Raw genomic sequence first — 17,999 nt, 5'->3', positions numbered from 1 at the left:
CACGCGATCAAGCCATGCGGCGTATGTGGCGAAAGCTGGCATAGCGGCCCACAATTTCGTGGATCAGTTGTTCGCGCGTATAGCCGGTCACATCACGGGGCTGATCGCCTTGGGGGCTTTGCGCCATCGCGCGATAGTGCAGCTTGTCGCCTTGCTGCGCCTTGCGTGTTTCGGCCCAGGCAAAGCTTGGCGTGCGAAAGCCGCGTAGCTTCACGCTGTATCTGAAGGCACCGCGGTCGCCATGGTTTACGGCGAGCGTCACATGGTCCGGCCCGCGCGATATGTCAGGCGCAAAGCCCGCCGCGCTCATTTCCGCAGCCACGGCATCCAGCGCAGGGGACGCAACATCGTCTATGAAGGCGCGGACTTCCGCTTCCTTGTAGAAATGGACGATATTGGCGAGGCGACGTTGCCAGCCCAGCGTTTCATCTTCGCTGTCTTGCGCGCCGGAAAGGTCGAGCGCGTCCGTGTCGGACTCGGTTTGCAGCGCCCTTAAGAGGCCATAGCAGATGAAGATCATGACAACGGCAAAGGGCAAGGCACTGGCGATGGCGGCGGTCTGCAAAGCGCGCAGCCCGCCCGCCAGCAGCAGCACCGCCGCCACCGTACCGGCGCAGACCGCCCAGAATACGCGCTGCCAGACGGGCGTATTTTCCGCCCCGCCAGACGTGATCATGTCGATCACCAGGGCCCCTGAATCAGCCGACGTTACGAAGAAGGTGATGACCAGCAAGGTCGCGATACCCGACGCCAGCGTCGAAAGCGGCAGTTGCTCCAGCACTTCGAACAGCGCGACGGGAAGGTTGTTGACCACGGTCCGGGCAATGGGCGCGACGCCGCTCATGTCGAGCGAGATGGCTGTATTGCCGAATACGGTCATCCACAGAAAGGTGAAGAGCACCGGCACGAGCAGCACGCCGGTCACGAATTCGCGGATGGAGCGCCCGCGCGAGATGCGGGCGATGAACATGCCGACAAAGGGCGACCAAGCGATCCACCAACCCCAGTAGAACATCGTCCAACTGCCGATCCACGGGTTCGGCTCATAGGCGTACATGCGGAACGTGCGCTGGACCACCGCGCCCAGATAGGCGCCGATATTCTGCACATAGGCCTGTAGAAGGAATACGGTCGATCCGGCGAAGAGCACGAAGAGCAGCAGCGCGATGGCCAGCACGATGTTGAGTTCCGACAAGCGCTTGACGCCCTTGTCGAGCCCGGCCACGACCGACAGCGTGGCCATGCCGGTGATCGCGGCGATGAGTATGAGCTGGACGCTGCTGTTGGTGGGGATGCCGAACAAATGGCTAAAACCTGCGTTGACCTGTAGCACGCCAAGGCCCAGCGACGTCGCCACCCCGAACATCGTGCCCAAGACGGCAAATATGTCGATGGCGTGGCCGACCGGCCCGTAAATATGCCGTCCGATCAGGGGAAACAGCGCCGAACGGATGGTCAGGGGCAGTCCGCGGCGGAACGAGAAATAGGCCAGGGCCAGCCCAACAACGATGTAGATCGCCCAGGCGTGAAGGCCCCAGTGAAAGAAAGTCAGGACCATGGCCTGCCTGGCGGACTCCACGGTTTTGCCTTCGCCCACCGGGGGCAGTGCATAATGCTGCACCGGTTCGGCCACGCCAAAGAAGATCAGGCCGATCCCCATGCCTGCGCTGAACAGCATCGCAAACCATGAAAGATAGCTATATTCCGGTTCGCTGTCGTCGGGCCCCAGCTTGATGTCGCCATAGCGGCTGAGCATCAGGTAGAGCGCGAAGATGAGAAAGCCGGCGACAGAGGCGATGTAGAACCAGCCGAAATCGCGCACGATGAAGCTCTGCACAGAGTTGAACATGTCCCCCGCACGATCGGGGAACAGCGCGCCGAACGCGGCGAAGGCGACGATCAGCACCGCCGAGATATAGAATACCGGCGCATTCACCTGCATCCGGGGCGCAGGCTGCGCGCCGGTCGCGGCCTCTTGCTCGTCCAACATTCTCTACCCCCTGCCTTTCAGCCAATCCTCAGGAACGACTCTACGCCTGATTTGTTTCTGCGCGATATTTTCGCGTGCGCAATGATCCCACTTGCGCCCCTTGTGCGTTTCCTGGCTCAGACGAGTACGCTTCAAAGGACAGGCGCATGACGACAGTCGCACAGGTGATCATAGAAACGCTGCAATCTGCCGGCGTACGCCGCTGCTATGGCGTTCCCGGAGACACGCTCAATCACATCACCGATGCGATCAGGACCAGCGACATACGCTGGGTGCATGTCCGGCATGAGGAAGCGGCAGGCTTTGCGGCGGGCGCCGACGCCATGCTGACCGGCGAACTTGCTGCCTGTGCGGGGTCCTGTGGTCCCGGCAGCCTGCATTTCATCAACGGCCTGTTCGAATCGCACCGCAATCGCGCGCCCGTGATACTGATCGCCAGCCAGATCGTCCGCGACGAGCTTGGCTTTGACTTCCCGCAAGAGGTCGATTTCAAATCGGTCTATGCATCGTGCAGCGTCTTTTGCGAGGAAATCCGCACGCCTGCCCAGGCGCGGCGCATGACCGCGATGGCGGCGCAAGCCGCCCTGGCGAAGCGCGGAGTGGCGGTGCTGATCGTGCCTGCCGACGTGTCGAGCGCCAAAGCGCCTGACGAGCCGCATTTCGCCGTGCACCGCGCCGCGCCGGTCGTGCTGCCTTCCGACGCGGAGCTTGACCGGCTGGCAAGCGCAATCAATGCCGGCAAGCGCGTGGCGATCTATGGCGGGTCAGGATGCGAGATGGCGCATGATGCGGTAGTAGCGCTGGCCAGCCGGTTGCGCGCGCCGGTCGCTCGCACATCGCGCGCCAAGGATTTTCTGGAAGCCGACAATCAGTTCGACGTAGGCATGACCGGCATTTTTGGCAGCGAGTCGGGCTATCACGCCTTGATGTCATGCGACGTGCTGCTGCTCCTTGGTTGCGATTTTGCATGGCGGCAATTCTACCCGGACAAGGCAACCATCCTGCAGGTCGATCTTGACGGCACGCATCTGGGACGCCGCCATCCCGTCGATATCGGGGTGGTTGGCGATATTGGCCCGACGCTTGAAGCCTTGCTGCCGCGCATCACGCCGCGCGAGGATGACAGCTTTGTGAATGAATGCCTGGATCATCATCGCAAGGCGGTGGCGGCGCAGGCAAAGCACGCGACGGAAGGCAAGGGCGGCGCGATCCATCCGCAATATCTGACGGAAATGATCTCCCGTCATGCGGACGCCGATGCGATATTCACGGCGGATGGCGGATCGCCGATGGTGTGGTGCCTGCGCCATATCGCCTCGACCGGGCAAAACCGCACGGTCGTCAGTCTCAGCCACGGCACGATGGCGAATGCCATGCCTCAGGCGCTGGGGGCCAAGGCGGCCTTCCCGGACCGGCAGGTCATTTCCCTGTCGGGCGATGGCGGGATCGCCATGCTGATGGGTGACCTGCTGACCGCCATTCAGGAAAAGCTGCCGATCAAGGTGGTTGTCTACAATAATGGCGCGCTCGACTTCGTGGAGATTGAACAGAAGGTCGAGGGGCTGCTCGACAGCTATACGGAACTGGTCAATCCCGACTTTGCGCGGGTGGCCGAAGCCATCGGTTTTCGCGGATGGCGGGTCGAAAAGGCGCAAGACCTTGAATCGATGGTGCAAGCCTGGCTTGCCGAGCCGGGCCCGGCACTGCTCGATGTCGTGACCGATCGGTTTGAACTGGTGATGCCGCCCAATGTGAAGCCGGGGCAGGTGGCCGGCATGGCGCTCTATTCGGCCAAGGCGGTACTGAACGGACGCGGGCGCGATGTCGTGGGCATCGTGCGGAACCTGCTGTCATGAACAGGCGCCCTGCCCTGGCGGACTCCCTGTTCCGCGACCACGCCCTGTCCCGCAACGCCCTGCTGCTGGCGGGTCTGGTCGGCACGATCGCCGTGACGCTGATAGGCTTGCGCCATCCCCGCGCCTTTTGGCTGCTGCTGCTGTTCGTGCCGCTGCTGGTCGTGGCGCTGATCGACCTATTGCAGACGCACCATTCCCTTCGCCGCAACTATCCCGTTTCGGCGCGGTTCCGCTGGTTCTTTGAATGGCTGCGGCCCTTCCTGCGATCCTACATCGTGGAGAGCGATCTGGATGGACGCCCGTTCAGTCATGACGAGCGCGCGCTCGTCTATGCGCGCGCCAAGGGTGATGTGTCGACCCATCCCTTTGGTACCGAACTGGACGTCTATTCCGAGGAATATGAGTGGCTGGCCCATTCGATAGCGCCATCGCGCCATGCCGAGAAATATACACGCGTCTCTGTTGGAACGGACCAGTGCAGTCGACCCTACAGCGCCGCACGGCTCAATATTTCGGCGATGAGTTTCGGGGCATTGGGCAGCAATGCGATCGAAGCGCTGAACCTGGGTGCCAGGATTGGCGGATTCTATCATGACACGGGCGAGGGCGGACTGTCGCCCTATCATCTCAAACATGGCGGCGACATAGTCTGGGAATTGGGGTCTGGCTATTTTGGCTGCCGCAATGCCAGCGGCAATTTCGATCCGGCTCATTTTCGCGACAAGGCCACCAATGACGCAGTGGTCATGACGGAAATCAAGTTGAGCCAGGGTGCAAAGCCCGGCCATGGCGGTTTGCTGCCAGGCCCGAAGGTGACGGCGGAGATCGCCAGGATTCGCGATATTCCAGAAGGCGAGGACTGCCTGTCGCCACCTTTTCACACTGCCTTTTCGACGCCGCGCGAACTGCTCGCCTTCGCCGCGCAGATGCGCGATCTTTCCGGCGGGAAGCCGGTCGGCATCAAATTATGCGTGGGCTATCCGCATGAATTGTTCGCCGTGGTAAAAGCGATGATCGAGACGGAGATACTGGTCGACTTCATCGTCATTGATGGCGCGGAAGGCGGTACGGGCGCTGCGCCGACCGAATTGTCCGATCGGGTCGGCATGCCGTTGCGCGAAGGGTTGATATTGGCGCGCAACGCGCTTGTGGGCACGAACCTCAAGGACAAGGTGCGCCTTGCCGCATCGGGCAAGGTTAATTCCGGCGCGGCGATCGCGATGAATGCGGCGCTGGGCGCTGACTGGTGCAATGCGGCCCGGTCCTTCATGTTCTCGCTTGGCTGCGTGCAGTCCATGCGCTGCCACACCGATACATGCCCGACAGGGGTAGCCACCCAATCGCCCGCGCGTCAGCGTGCGCTGGTGGTGCCGGAAAAGGCAGAGCGGGTCGCCCGCTTCCAGAGGGCGACGCTCGACGCGCTCCACGACATTGTCGTGGCCGCTGGCCTCAATTCACCGGACGAATTCACCCCCGATGGTCTGCGCCAGCGGATCAACGCGGCGGAGATGCGATCGATCGACGAAATCTATCCGTTCGTGCAACCGGGAGAATTGCTGGACGGCGCACGCGATCCGCGGCTTGCGAACTGGTGGAACGCGGCCGATCCGGCCAGCTTTGCAAGACGGGCGTAATCGCCACAGGGACAAGCCATCCCCGTTACACGGGGTCATCGTCCATGTCCTGAGCCTCACCCACGCCCGCAATGATCATCCCCAGCACGCGCGTCGCCAGTTCCATGTCCTGTTCGCTCAGTTTGGCAAATACCGCCGACCGGATCTCGGACAGGATCGGCTGCACCTGTTCGACGACCTCGATACCGGCGGGCGTTATCTCGATATGGCGTGATCGCTTGTCGGTGGGATTTTCCGTCCGGCGGATCAGACCGTCGGCTTCCAAGGCGTTCAACGTCCGGATCAGCGGCGGCCATTGGATCGCCAGACGGGCCGAGAGCAGCGATGTGGTAACAGGCGGCGGCGCAACACTCAGGACGAAAAGGGTCTGCCATCTGGGCCTGGACTGACCGGTCGCCGCCAGCATCCGGCTTTCGACATGCGTTCCCCAACGCCGCGCCGCGAGCGAGAGCATGCGCGTGAGCCGAAATTCGACATCGTCCCGCGATCCTTCGGGAAAATAGGCGCGATATTGCGGCGTGTTGCTGTCGAACGGGTCGACCGGATTGGAGTCGTCGGTAGCCATATCATTCCCATCGCAATGCGGGGTGCGCTGAATTTTATCCCCCTCAGTCGTTCTTAGCGGCGCTCTTAAGCAACTGCAAAATGCGCGTTTTCCTGCCGATCTGGCCAATGGATGAAGCCGTTGACAATATATGTACCGTGATACATACATTGCTCCAGAGGCCGCAGCAGAAGGCCAGGAGAGGGAAATGATGATGCGATTGAGCACCCAGCACATGCGTGCAAATGTGAGCGGCCGGGCCATTGCCGGGGCACTGATGGCGGCATTGCCGATCGGCGCAGCCGCACAGGATGCCGTGACGGCCTCGCCGCCCGCCACCCGGCAATCGGACGACGTGGTCCCCGCCGATCTCCCCACAACCGACATCGTCGTGACGGGGACGCGCCTTGGGTCCAGCTTCAACGCGCCGACGCCCGTCACCTCGATCGGGGCGGAACGTCTGGATGCGCTGGGCATCACCAATGTCGGCGAAGCGCTGAACCAGCTGCCCAGTTTCCGCGCATCGAGCGGTCCTGCGGCCCAGGCCAATCTGGGCGGCAATATCGGCGCCCGGTTGCTCGATCTGCGAGGACTTGATCCGCAACGCACGCTTGTCCTGGTCGATGGCAAGCGCTTCGTCCCCAGCACCGTGCAGGGTTCGGTCGACACCAACCTCATTCCATCGTCCCTGTTGCGCACTGTCGATGTCGTGACTGGCGGCGCTTCGGCCGCTTATGGTTCGGATGCCGTCGCAGGCGTCGTGAACTTCATCCTTGACCGCAAGAAGGAAGGGCTGGACGGCGAATTTGCCGCCGGCATGTCCCAGCGGGGCGATGACGGCAATCTGTTCGCCAGCCTGTCGGGCGGCATGCGCCTGAGCGATCGCGTCCATATCATCGGCGCAGTGGAATATGAAAAGCTGGAAGGATTGGGCACCTGTACAAGCCGTAGCTGGTGCAACAGCCAGACCCTGATCCTCGGTAACACGCCGGGCGCCGGTGGCCTGCCCGCCAACCTCATCATCGCCGGGGTCAATACATCGACGATGACGCCGGGCGGCCTGATCAACCGATCCTATAATGCAGCTGGTCAGGCGATCGGCACGACGGCTACCGACCCGCTGCGCGGCACGAAGTTCCTTCCCGACGGCACGCCGGGTCAATTCCAATATGGCACGCTGGTCGGCCCGCTCTTCATGCTTGGCGGCGAAGGACAGGGGCGTAACGGCTTCATTTCGGCCCTGCGGCTTAAAGTGCCGCTGGAGCGGGTTTCCAGCTATGGCGCGCTGACGGCGGAACTGACCGATGATGTGACGCTCACCGCCGACATATCCTATGGCCGCGTCAAGGGCACGGTCGACGGCGCGATCTTCCGTGACTTCAATGGCACGTTGCTGGGCCGCATCAAGCGCGACAATCCATTCATTCCCGCCACCGTCGCGTCGGCGATGGACGCCAATGGCGTGGCTTCCTTCATCCTGGGCAAGGCCGCGTTCGACCTTGGCCCTGGCCGTGCAACATCGACCACGGAAACCTATCGCGGCGTTCTAGGCGTAGAGGGGCGACTGAGCGACAGGTGGACGGTCAACGGCTTCTACCAATATGGCCGCACCAACTTCACCCAGCGTGCGACCAACCTCGTCAATCAGGCCAATCTGCTGAAGGCGGTGGATGCGGTACAGTCTGGCGGCCAGACCGTCTGCCGCGTCAATGCCGATGCGATCGCCAGTAATGACGATGCCTCCTGCGTCCCCTTCAACCCCTTTGGCGAAGGGCAATATAGCCAGGCGTCGGTGGGCTACATCACCGGCAACGGCCTGCAACATACCGTCAATGAACAGCATGTCGCAGGCATCGACCTGCGCGGCGAATTGTTCGACCTGCCTGCCGGGCCTGTTACGGTGGCGGTCGGCGCGGAATATCGCCGGGATACGGTCGATGGCACCGCCGACCCCATTTCGGCGGCAAACGGCTTCTATTCGCTCAACGGGTCGGCCCTGTCGGGCGGCGTGACCGTGAAGGAGGTATTTGGCGAGGTCGCCGTGCCGCTGTTGCGCGATTCAGCCTTTGGCTATGCGCTCGATCTCAATGGCGCGGCCCGCCGCACCCATTACAGCACGACAGGATCGGTCACGACCTGGAAGGCTGGCCTGGTCTATGAACCGGTAGAAGGCGTCAGGTTGCGCGGCACGCGGTCACGCGACATCCGCGCGCCCAACATCTTTGAACTGTTCGGGCCGCAGACGCTCCGCTCGATCGGCCTGTCCGACCCGCTGAACGGGGGATTGCAGACCAATCCCTTCGTCATAACCGGCTCCAATCCCAATCTTTCCGTTGAAAAGGCGGACAGCTGGACCGGCGGTTTCGTGATCGCGCCGCGCAGCGGCCCGTTCCAGCGGCTGCGTCTGTCGGTCGATTATTATAATATCAAGGTGGCCGATGCGATCGGCGCGCTGGGCGCGCAGACGCTGGTCAACCGCTGCGCGCAAGGGGCCACCAATTTCTGCAGCCAGATAACGCGCGACGCCAACAACCAGATTCTTCAGGTTCGCGACGTCATCCTCAATTCCAATGCGCTCAAGACCAGCGGCTATGACATCGAATTCCAATATCGTCAGCCGATCGGATCGTGGGGCGAACTGAATGCGCAACTGATCGCGAACATCACCAAAGAATTGACCACCGTCGATGCCCTGGGCGCGGTGGACCGCGCGGGCCAGACCGGCGTTCGCACCGGGACGATACCGGGCGTGCCCGACTATGTGCTGGACGGCGTCCTCACCTGGACCGTTGGCAAGTTCCAGTTGACCGGCCATGGCCGCTACATTCCGTCGGGAATCTACTGGACCAATTTCGTCGGGCCGGATCAGGATGGCTATGCCGTTACCGCGCCCAACAGCGTCGACAACAACAATGTCCCCAGCCGCTTCTACCTTGACATGACGGCCCGCGTGAATGTCGATACCGGCAATGGCCGGACCTTCCAGCTGTTTGCGACGGTCAACAATCTGCTGGATCGTGATCCGCCCGCAATGCCCGGCCCGTCGGGCGGCACCAACCAGATTCTGTTCGATCCGGTCGGTCGTGCGTTCAAGGTCGGCGCGCGCTTCCACTTCGGTTCATAAGGCGCGGGATCGACAGGAGCCGATATGAGCATGAACGCAACCGATCCGTCACCCCCTGTCGTCATCCATCTGACAGATGTGATCGAACGTCAGCGGATCAATGCGTTCATCATCCGGCTGGTGGCGCTATCCTGGGCGGTCACCTTCCTCGATGGCTTCGACATGCTCGTCATCTCTTTCGTCGCGCCCTATCTGCGCGACGGATTTGGTGCGGACGTGATTTCGCTGGGCGAACTGTTCGCGACGGGCGTGTTCGGGGCGATGCTGGGCGGGATCGCCTTTGGCTGGCTGGGCGACCGTTATGGGCGGCGCCCGATCATCATCGCATCGGTCGTGGCCTTTGGCGCCACCAGCATAGCCATGGCGCTTGCGCCAAACATGCATATGCTCCTCATCCTCCGTTTCCTTAATGGCCTGGCGCTGGGCGGGCTGATGCCGCTTGCCTGGGCGCTGAACATCGAATTCGTGCCCAGCCGCTATCGCGCGACTGTCGTGACCGTCATCATGATGGGCTATACGCTGGGCGGCGTGGTCGCCGGGCCGATGACGGTCTGGCTGGCGCCCGATTATGGCTGGCAATCGGTATTCATGGTGTCGGGCGTGGCGACGCTGCTGCTCGTGCCCATTCTCTTTGCCCTCCTCCCCGAATCCGCTCGCTATCTGGCGGTGAAGGGACGATCGCCCGAAAAGATCGCCAGGTCGCTGAACGCGCTGGCGCCGGGGCTTGGCGCGCGGCCGCAGGATCATTTCACGGTCACCGACGAAGCGGTGGCCTCAACCGGGCAAAGCTTCCGCATCACGACCCTGTTCAAAGGCGACCTGCGCCCGATCACCAGCTTGCTGTGGCTCGCCTATATCGGCAGTTCGATGGCGGTCTATTTCAAGTCGAACTGGGGACCGATCATCTTTGAGGATGTCGGCTTCACCCGGACCCAGGCGGCGATGATCATGTCCGTCAGTTCGATCGGCGGTTCGATCGCGGGGCTGGCGCTCATGCGCTTCACTGACCGCCTGGGTCCGATCGCCATCGCCTTCTATCCCATGCTGGCGGCGCCGCTGCTGCTGGTCATGGGTCTGGCGCCCGTTTCGCTACAGGGGCTGGCCGCCTTCTCCCTGCTCAGCATGGCGATGATCAGCGGCACGCATTTTGGCATGCATTCCATCGCTGGCATCTTCTATCCCAGCGCGATCCGCGCCAATGGCGCTGGATGGGCAACGTCGGTGGCGAAGATCGGCTCGATCTTCGCGCCGCTGCTGGGCGGTTATCTGCTGGCGATGAACATGCAGCCGCGCCTGCTGTTCGTGCTGCTGGCGGCCACACCGCTGCTCTCTGCCGTGTCGCTCGTCCTGCTCGCCCGTGTCGGCAAGCGCCGGGCCGCCCGCAATCCCGTTCCCACCGAAAACACCATCCTTCCGGCGAAAGCCGACCAAGCCTAACAGGAATTATGATCATGGCTCTGACTGCGACCCCCATAACAGCGCGCTTTGGCGCGGAGCTCTCCGGCATCGACGTCGGCAAACCGTTGAGCGACGCCGATTTCGCCGCCATCAAGGACGCGATGAACCAATGGGGCGTATGCGTCATTCGCGGGACCGGGTTCGACAATGCCGCCCACATCGCCTTCAGTCGCCATTTCGGCCATCTGGAAACCGCGCCTGCGGTCAAGAACCGGCCGCGCCGCCACCCGAACACGCCGGAAATATTCGACGCCAGCAACCTCACCCCGGCGGGCGAGATACTGGTCGATGAAAATATGGTGCTGCACAAGAAAGGCGATCGGCTCTGGCATACCGATTCTTCTTTCATGGAACTGCGGTCGGCCTATTCGCTGCTCCTTGCCTATGAAGTGCCCAAGGAAGGCGGCCTTACCTATTTCGCGGACATGCGATCGGCCTATGAGGATCTGCCGGCCGACATCCGGGCGAAGATCGATACGCTGGAAGCCGACCATTCGCTCTGGTATTCGCGACTGCTCGCCGGTTTTCCGATCACGGAGGAAGAAATTGACGGCCGACCCAAAGCGCGCCAGCCCATGATCATGCATCAGGAAGCGACTGGACGTACCGCCATCTATATCGGCAGCCATGCGATGGATGTCGTGGGCCTGCCGCGTGAGGAAGGCCGCGCGCTGATCAAATATCTGATCGAATTCGCCACCCAGCCGCAATATGTGTTCGGCGTCGCCTACGAACCGGGCGACATCGTGATCTGGGACAACCTGACCACCATGCACCGGGGCGGCGATTTCGACATTTATAACGAGCGGCGCGACATGCGGCGTACCACCGTGCGCGAAGGCGAACCGCCCGAACATGCCGATGATCCGTTCACGGCCTATTTCTCCGCCTCGGCACCAAAGAACTGATCCGAAACGATGGTCGACAAGCCCCGGATATTGGTGACACGCAAATGGCCCGAGCCGGTCGAAGCGCTGATCGCGCAGCGCTATGACGCGACATTCAACGATAGCGATGTGGCACTGACGAGCGCGCAACTGGCCGCGGCCATGCGTGACTTCGATGCGATCTGCCCCACCATCACCGATCCGCTGGATGCCAGCATATTGGGCGTGGCGGGGCGACGGGTGCAGATCATCGCCAATTACGGCGCAGGCGTTGATCATATCGATCTCGCGGCGGCGCGGGCGGCGGGCATTGTCGTAACCAATACGCCCGGCGTGCTGACCGACGCGACCGCTGACATCGCCATCACGCTGATGCTGATGACAACGCGCCGCGCAGGCGAAGGCGAACGGGAATTGCGTGCCGAGCAATGGACCGGCTGGCGGCCGACCCATTTGCTTGGGACCAGCTTGCGCGGCAAGACGCTGGGGCTGGTCGGCTTTGGCCGGATCGCGCAGGCGATGGCGGAGCGCGCCCGTTTCGGCTTTGGCATGGACATCGTCTATTTTTCACGGCGGCCGGGCGCGCAGGAAGATGAACAGCGCCTTGGGGCGCGCTTCGTGCCGTCACTGGTCGATCTGGTGGCGCAAAGCGACGTCGTATCGCTGCATATCCCCGGCGGCGCGGAAACCCGCAACATCATCGATGCGGCCATTTTCGCGCACATGGCCCCCCATGCCATATTGATCAACACCGCGCGGGGTGACGTGGTCGACGAAGGCGCGTTGATCGACGCACTGGAAGCAGGGCGGATCGGCGGCGCGGGGCTGGATGTCTTTGCTGGCGAACCCCATGTCTCCCAACGCCTGCGCGATGCGCCCAATACCGTCCTCCTCCCCCATCTGGGCAGCGCAACGCGGGAAACGCGCGAAGCGATGGGCATGCGCGCCCTTGCCAATCTGGACGACTGGCGGGAGGGCCGGACGCCCCGCGATAGCCTGTAATGCCTGTGTCCATTGATAATCTTATCGCGGCGGAACAGTTGCCCGCCTCTTACGCGGCGATAGTCGATCGCTGGTGGCGGCCGCTCGCACAGCAGATCGCGCAGTGGCACAGCTTGGCAGGGCGCACCCTGATCGTCGGGATCAACGGGGCACAGGGCAGTGGAAAATCCACGCTCTGTCGCTTCCTCTGCGCGTCGCTGTTACCTGAACATGGGGTATCGGCGGCGGTGGTTTCGCTCGATGATCTTTACCTGCCCCTGGCGGCGCGCGAGCGGATCGCGCAGGACATACATCCCCTTTTCCGGACGCGCGGGGTGCCGGGGACGCATGATGTCGATGCGGGGATCGCGTTGCTGGATGATATGGCCGCCGGGCGGGAAGCCCTGATCCCGCGGTTCAGCAAGGCGCTGGACGACCGATTGCCGCGGGCCGACTGGACACGCCATGCCGGCAAGGTCGACATTCTGCTGTTCGAAGGCTGGTGCGTGGGCGCTCGGCCACAGGATGCCGACAGCCTGATCAAGCCGCTCAACGCGCTGGAGGCGCAGGAGGACGCCGAAGGCATCTGGCGACGCCATGTGAACATGGCCCTGCAGACTTCCTATGCGCAGCTGTTTTCGCGGATCGACCATCTGGTGATGTTGCAGCCGCCTTCGTTCGATCATGTTCTCGCCAACCGGCTACTTCAGGAACATAAGCTTCGCGCGGCCGCGCCGGATGCGCCAGCTATCATGGATGACGCCGCCGTGGCCCGCTTCGTGAGCCATTATGAGCGTGTGACCCGCCATATGTTCGCCGACCTTCCGGCGCGCGCGGACATATTGTTTCAGCTCGATGCACAACAGAATGTGATGTCCTGCCAGCGCCTTGCCCGCCCATGACTGGCAAATGCTAGACTGCACTCTTGTAACCGGATCGCCCGTAGATGGAGCCGATGACCATGTCGCCTGACAATATCCCTGTCGATGCCATCCGGCCCGGCCTTGAATTCCTCTATGCGGCCAGCGCGCAACTGGCCGATCCGATACAGATTGGCCCGACGCCGGACGGCATGCGGCGGATCATACCGATCCTGTCCGGCACGGTCGAGGGGCCAGGCATTCGCGGCCATATCCTGGGCGGTGGAAGCGACTGGCAGCTTCTGCGGCCGGATGGCGTCACGGTCGCGGACGCGACCTATGCGATCGAAACCGATGATGGCGCGGTCATCCAGATCCGCAACAGGGGGCTGCGGCATGGGCCTGCCGATGTCATGGCGCGTCTGGCAGGCGGGGAGCCTGTCGATCCGTCGGGTTATTATTTCCGCACCGTCCCCGAATTCATCGCACCCGTTGGCCCTTATGAATGGCTCAACAGCAGCATCTTCATCTGCTCTGGCGCACGTTACTCCGACTCGATCCGGCTATGGGTCTGGCGCGTCACCTGATCGGTCGACGCGAGGGACCGGACTATTCTTCGGCTGCGCCGAACTCGGACGGAATGCGACGCGCTTGACCGGCGGCGCGTTTTGCCAGCGCTTGCGCCACCCGGTCCAGCAGCTCGGCCTTGCGCCACGGCTTGCCAAGCACATCCAGCCCGCGCCGCAACGGTCCTTCTGCAACCAGTTCCTCATTATAGCCCGTCGTCATGAGAACCGGCATATCCCGATCCTGCGCAGTGATCGCTTCGGCCAGCGCGATGCCATTGAGCGTGCCGGGCATGACCAGGTCGGTAAACAGCAGGTCGATGGGATCGGTCGCGCGAATCCGCTCCCATTCCACCAAAGCAAGGTCGCCATTTTCCACCGCCGTCACGCGGTATCCCGCCTCGACCAGATGCTCCTGGGCAAGGGCGAGTACGTCGGGGCTGTCCTCGACAAGCAGGATGTGTGCGCCGTCCACCTTGGCGCTTTCGCCGACAGGATGCCCCGCCGTGTGAACCGTGGGCAGCGCGTCCGCACCAGCCACCGGAAACAGCATGCGGATCGTCGTGCCCTTCCCCGGCGCGCTGTCAATCTCCAGCCGGCCACGCGATTGCTGGACGAAACCGGAAGCCATGGCGAGCCCCAGGCCGGTGCCCTTGCCGGTCGGCTTGGTCGTGAAAAAGGGCTCGGCGGCGCGCGCGGCGACATGCTCCGGCATCCCCTCCCCCTCGTCGCGCAGCTCAATGACGACATAATCGCCGGATTTCAGCTGCCGCGCCTCTGCATCGCCGTTCAGATGCAGCTTCAAGGTGCAGATCGTCAACAGCCCGCCGCCTGGCATCGCGTCGCGCGCGTTGAGCGCTATGTTGAGGATGGCCATCTCAAACTGTTCGGCATCCAGCACCGCCTTGGGCAGCCCGTGGCGCAGGCTCAGATGAAGCTCGACTGAGCGGCCCAGCGAACTTTCCAGCATGTCGGCAAACCCGACAATGCAGGCATTCACATCGATCGCGCGCGGGTCCAGCCGCGTCTTGCGTGCAAATGCCAGCAATTGCCCGGTCAGCTTGGCGCCACGCTCTGCAGCGCCCTGCGCGCGCGCGAGATAAGCCTGCGCTTTTTCATCCGCGACGCGGCCCGACAATAGTTCCAGATTGCCGGTCACCACTTGCAGAAGATTGTTGAAGTCGTGCGCAAGCCCGGCAGTCAGTTGGCCAATCGATTCCATCTTCTGCGACTGCTGATACGCCTGCTCGCTTTCCTTGCGGCGCGTCACGTCCAACTGGCTGGCGAAGAAATAGAGGAGGTTGCCCGACGTGTCGTAAACCGGGCCAATGAACACCGCGTTCCAGAACGGTGTCCCGTCCCGCTTGTAGTTCAGTATCTCGACGGCGATCGACTCACGCTGGGCGATCGCATCGCGCAGTTCGTCAACCGCGGCACGATCGGTCTGCGCACCTTGGAGAAAACGACAGTTCCGTCCCAGGATCTCGCTCTCTTCATAGCCGGTCAGATCAAGGAACGCCTTGTTCGCGAACACGATCGGATTGTCTGGCTGTGCGGGGTCCGTCAGGATCATCGGCATGCGGGTCATCTCGATCGCCGCGAAAAAGACGTCGCCACGATCATCGAGTCCGGGCCGGGTGATAACACTTTCGCGCCAATGCTGCCGAGCCTTGCGACCAGTGGTATCCTTGCCGTCGTCCTGTAGCGTGTCGCCTGCCGGAATACCCTGGCTCTGTCCTGCGCTTTCGACGTCAAAGCCAGCGTCGTTTTGCCCGTCTTGGTCTTGATTCATGTGTTTCCTCTAGTTGCCAACGCGCACGAGTCCAACCGTGCAACGATTGGCGCGCCATTTGGTTACCAAGGCAATGGAAAGGACCGATCATGGATCAGCGAAGCGGATGCTACCGCGTCGCCGGTATTGCAATCATCCCTGCGTTGAAGGCCGCCGGAGCCCGATCAAGTCCATCATCGTTGCAAGGTGGCGTCCCATTGACGCCCTGCTTGCGTCGGTCTCACGATAATCAGCCGGTTTGCCACGCCGGATGGTCCGAAAGTCCGGATTTCATAAAGCGCTTCGAACGCGGACTTTTCATTGGCTTTCCCTGTCAATATGGCCAGATCGGCTTGACGGGACACAATCTGTGCCACCTCCACAAGACCCGGATCGTTCATTCCGGCGATCACCAGAATACGGTTGCCAAATGGCCCTGGAAAGCTGGCGACATAGGCATAGTCGCGACGCAACATGCGCTCCTTGGACGGGTCGGCCCAATTGGCTTCGAACCGCCGGCCACTCCGGCGATCAACGATCGCGTCTCCGGTCGGCATCAAAGCAAAACCTGATCGATCAAATATCGGCTCGCTGAGGTCGCGCAGATCGCTCAACAGACCGACATAGACGATATTATGCGTCTTGAGCATGTCTGTGGTGAAGCGCGACGATGTGATCGCCCTGGCCTTGGCATCGCCCGTAGCCCGGTTCAGGACCGGCATGATGGACACCAGCGCGGGGGCCATCGCCGCTGGCAGGTCAAACTGGTTGAGATCGACCACTTGGGCACCATCGCGTTTGTGGTTGAGCAGGTAGCGGTCGAGATCTTCGCTGCTGGTGACGAGCGGATCGACCACCTGCCGAACGACCCGGCCGTTTTCGACTTCCCCGAACGCATAACGATCACCCACAATCAGGGCGGTCGGGATCGCCGAATGTGTCAGGGGCTTCCAGAACGCGGACGCCAGCCGAGCATCTCTCGTCAGGTTCAAAGGCCAGAACCAGGCCATCAGCACCGCAAGGAGAATGATTCCAAGGACGCAGATCGCCAGGACAGGCCGCGCCAGCATATTGTAGCGGGTTTGACGCCCGGGTGTTTCTGCGTCGTCAGTCTTGCCGATGGAAGCCTCCGCGACCAGTCCCGCAGCATCGAGATCGATGTCGGACCTGAGTTGGAGGCGATATTCCCCTCGTGGCAGCACGAGATGTTCGCCTTCCCTGTTGGGGGGCAGGTTTTCCAGCTTCTTGCGCAGCCGGTGGATGCTCATCCTGACGGTGGCGTCCTGGCCGAGATGATCGCTTGGCGAAAGCCCGAATACCTCCTGCGCGATCTCGATCTCTTTGGGCGTTCTAGCTGCTAGAGAGGATTCGACGAGGAAGTCGAACAATCGATTTATCTGTACCGATTTTCCCAGACTTCCACTCGTTCGGACCGTTTCGGCGAATGCTCTCAACCGTTCCCGTGCACTGTCATCTGACGACATGGCATCTGACGACATGGCATGGGATCGTGAACGTGGGACGGAATGACGGACCAGGTTGAATTTTCAGCGCTGTGCTCCAAGCAACAATCTTAACATATCTGCGCCCCCTCTGTCCGTAAGTAAACACCCTAGGTCACACATGCCGCCCTATGTTGCGGACGCAGGCGCCAACGCGGCCGCAATCGGACAGTGACGCCTGCTCCGGTTCATTACTCCTCGACCGCTACGGTAACTTCCATGCCGTGCAACTGTGCGGAAAACGGGATCTGGCAGGAAAGGCGCGATTGCGACGCCCGGTTGGCGATGCTGTCGAGCAACGCGTCCTCATCGTCACTCATCGGCGGCAAGAGGCTCAACCACTCCGCGCCGACATAGACGTGACACGTCGCGCAGGAGCAGACTCCGCCACAATAGGCAGGCAGTTCGGCAATGCCCGCATCGCGGATCAGCTCCATGACCGAATGACCGGGCGACGCGGCAACATCCCGAACGACTCCATCGGACAGCAAGACCCGCAGCCCGCCTTCCCGCTGCGGTTCAGCGGCAACATCTTCTACGGGCGATATTGACATATTCACTGTGCTCATCTCCTCAAAAATCCTTGCGCGTGCGCCCTTTGCGGGCCCGAATACACCTATGGCTGTGGATATTATGAATGTGAATTTGACCCACGCGGCGCCGCTCGCGAAGCTATCGCATCTCGATCAGGCAACCGTTCATCATTGTTCATTCATTGGCAGCGAATTCGCAATAATGTCAATGATTATCTCATATTTGCAACAGCAACCTGACGCACTCACCGGCACATACTGACTATTGCGGCACATTCAGAACGCCGCACCGC

At 61.9% G+C, this 17,999-nt stretch carries 13 protein-coding genes; 8 read left to right on the top strand and 5 right to left on the bottom strand.

Annotated features, from left to right (window positions below; genetic code table 11):
- Positions 1–7: 7 nt before the first annotated feature.
- On the bottom strand, positions 8–1,990 hold the full coding sequence (locus tag SX1_RS06145) for a BCCT family transporter (RefSeq protein ID WP_017181258.1): 1,983 nt from the start codon (positions 1,988–1,990) through the stop codon (positions 8–10).
- 146 nt (positions 1,991–2,136) lie between these two features.
- Here SX1_RS06145 and SX1_RS06140 point away from each other — a divergent pair, with 146 nt between their 5' ends.
- Positions 2,137–3,846 carry a ubiquinone-dependent pyruvate dehydrogenase gene (locus SX1_RS06140; RefSeq protein ID WP_017181259.1) on the top strand — a complete coding sequence of 570 codons (1,710 nt, stop codon included), beginning with the start codon at positions 2,137–2,139 and terminating at the stop codon, positions 3,844–3,846.
- Positions 3,843–5,480 (top strand): FMN-binding glutamate synthase family protein, encoded by a 1,638-nt coding sequence (locus tag SX1_RS06135; RefSeq protein WP_019052322.1) that lies wholly within the window; start codon positions 3,843–3,845, stop codon positions 5,478–5,480. Before SX1_RS06140 ends, SX1_RS06135 begins: the two co-directional genes overlap by 4 nt.
- Positions 5,481–5,505: 25 nt before the next feature.
- Here the strand turns inward: SX1_RS06135 and SX1_RS06130 are convergent, their stop codons facing one another.
- A complete protein-coding gene (locus SX1_RS06130) occupies positions 5,506–6,045 on the bottom strand; it encodes a MarR family winged helix-turn-helix transcriptional regulator (RefSeq protein ID WP_017181261.1) in 540 nt (179 codons plus the stop codon).
- Between the two features lie 187 nt (positions 6,046–6,232).
- Here SX1_RS06130 and SX1_RS06125 point away from each other — a divergent pair, with 187 nt between their 5' ends.
- From SX1_RS06125 to SX1_RS06100, 6 genes are read left to right on the top strand one after another with little or no spacing between them, the layout of a single operon-like run.
- Positions 6,233–9,148: a TonB-dependent receptor domain-containing protein gene (locus tag SX1_RS06125; protein WP_017181262.1), complete on the top strand. Its 2,916-nt coding sequence runs from the start codon at positions 6,233–6,235 to the stop codon at positions 9,146–9,148.
- 24 nt (positions 9,149–9,172) lie between these two features.
- On the top strand, positions 9,173–10,585 hold the full coding sequence (locus SX1_RS06120; RefSeq protein WP_017181263.1) for an MFS transporter: 1,413 nt from the start codon (positions 9,173–9,175) through the stop codon (positions 10,583–10,585).
- Between the two features lie 14 nt (positions 10,586–10,599).
- Entirely contained in the window at positions 10,600–11,514 is a 915-nt protein-coding gene (locus SX1_RS06115) for a TauD/TfdA dioxygenase family protein (RefSeq protein WP_241763566.1), read from the top strand.
- Between the two features lie 9 nt (positions 11,515–11,523).
- Complete coding sequence (locus SX1_RS06110; protein ID WP_017181265.1) at positions 11,524–12,495, top strand: 2-hydroxyacid dehydrogenase; 972 nt, start codon at positions 11,524–11,526, stop codon at positions 12,493–12,495.
- Positions 12,495–13,376 carry a hypothetical protein gene (locus SX1_RS06105; RefSeq protein ID WP_017181266.1) on the top strand — a complete coding sequence of 294 codons (882 nt, stop codon included), beginning with the start codon at positions 12,495–12,497 and terminating at the stop codon, positions 13,374–13,376. The genes SX1_RS06110 and SX1_RS06105 overlap by 1 nt, the downstream gene beginning before the upstream one ends.
- Positions 13,377–13,429: 53 nt before the next feature.
- Complete coding sequence (locus tag SX1_RS06100) at positions 13,430–13,921, top strand: DUF3237 domain-containing protein (protein ID WP_017181267.1); 492 nt, start codon at positions 13,430–13,432, stop codon at positions 13,919–13,921.
- Positions 13,922–13,943: 22 nt separating this feature from the next.
- Here SX1_RS06100 and SX1_RS06095 read toward each other — a convergent pair whose 3' ends face one another.
- From SX1_RS06095 to SX1_RS06085, 3 genes are all read right to left on the bottom strand, one after another.
- Entirely contained in the window at positions 13,944–15,692 is a 1,749-nt protein-coding gene (locus SX1_RS06095) for a PAS domain-containing protein (RefSeq protein WP_017181268.1), read from the bottom strand.
- 173 nt (positions 15,693–15,865) lie between these two features.
- Positions 15,866–17,059 (bottom strand): helix-turn-helix domain-containing protein, encoded by a 1,194-nt coding sequence (locus SX1_RS06090; RefSeq protein ID WP_017181269.1) that lies wholly within the window; start codon positions 17,057–17,059, stop codon positions 15,866–15,868.
- Positions 17,060–17,364: 305 nt separating this feature from the next.
- A complete protein-coding gene (locus SX1_RS06085; RefSeq protein WP_017181270.1) occupies positions 17,365–17,727 on the bottom strand; it encodes a 2Fe-2S iron-sulfur cluster-binding protein in 363 nt (120 codons plus the stop codon).
- Positions 17,728–17,999: the final 272 nt, after the last annotated feature.

Source organism: Sphingobium xenophagum NBRC 107872, from assembly GCF_000367345.1.
Taxonomy (GTDB): domain Bacteria; phylum Pseudomonadota; class Alphaproteobacteria; order Sphingomonadales; family Sphingomonadaceae; genus Sphingobium; species Sphingobium xenophagum.
This window is presented reverse-complemented; position numbering and strand designations above follow the sequence as displayed.

Bases quoted from the DNA above. Each gene is read 5' to 3' on its own strand.
- SX1_RS06145 (WP_017181258.1), bottom strand. From the start codon at position 1,990: ATGTTGGACGAGCAAGAGGCCGCGACCGGCGCGCAGCCTGCGCCCCGG.
- SX1_RS06140 (WP_017181259.1), top strand. From the start codon at position 2,137: ATGACGACAGTCGCACAGGTGATCATAGAAACGCTGCAATCTGCCGGC.
- SX1_RS06135 (WP_019052322.1), top strand. From the start codon at position 3,843: ATGAACAGGCGCCCTGCCCTGGCGGACTCCCTGTTCCGCGACCACGCC.
- SX1_RS06130 (WP_017181261.1), bottom strand. From the start codon at position 6,045: ATGGCTACCGACGACTCCAATCCGGTCGACCCGTTCGACAGCAACACG.
- SX1_RS06125 (WP_017181262.1), top strand. From the start codon at position 6,233: ATGATGATGCGATTGAGCACCCAGCACATGCGTGCAAATGTGAGCGGC.
- SX1_RS06120 (WP_017181263.1), top strand. From the start codon at position 9,173: ATGAGCATGAACGCAACCGATCCGTCACCCCCTGTCGTCATCCATCTG.
- SX1_RS06115 (WP_241763566.1), top strand. From the start codon at position 10,600: ATGGCTCTGACTGCGACCCCCATAACAGCGCGCTTTGGCGCGGAGCTC.
- SX1_RS06110 (WP_017181265.1), top strand. From the start codon at position 11,524: ATGGTCGACAAGCCCCGGATATTGGTGACACGCAAATGGCCCGAGCCG.
- SX1_RS06105 (WP_017181266.1), top strand. From the start codon at position 12,495: ATGCCTGTGTCCATTGATAATCTTATCGCGGCGGAACAGTTGCCCGCC.
- SX1_RS06100 (WP_017181267.1), top strand. From the start codon at position 13,430: ATGACCATGTCGCCTGACAATATCCCTGTCGATGCCATCCGGCCCGGC.
- SX1_RS06095 (WP_017181268.1), bottom strand. From the start codon at position 15,692: ATGAATCAAGACCAAGACGGGCAAAACGACGCTGGCTTTGACGTCGAA.
- SX1_RS06085 (WP_017181270.1), bottom strand. From the start codon at position 17,727: ATGTCAATATCGCCCGTAGAAGATGTTGCCGCTGAACCGCAGCGGGAA.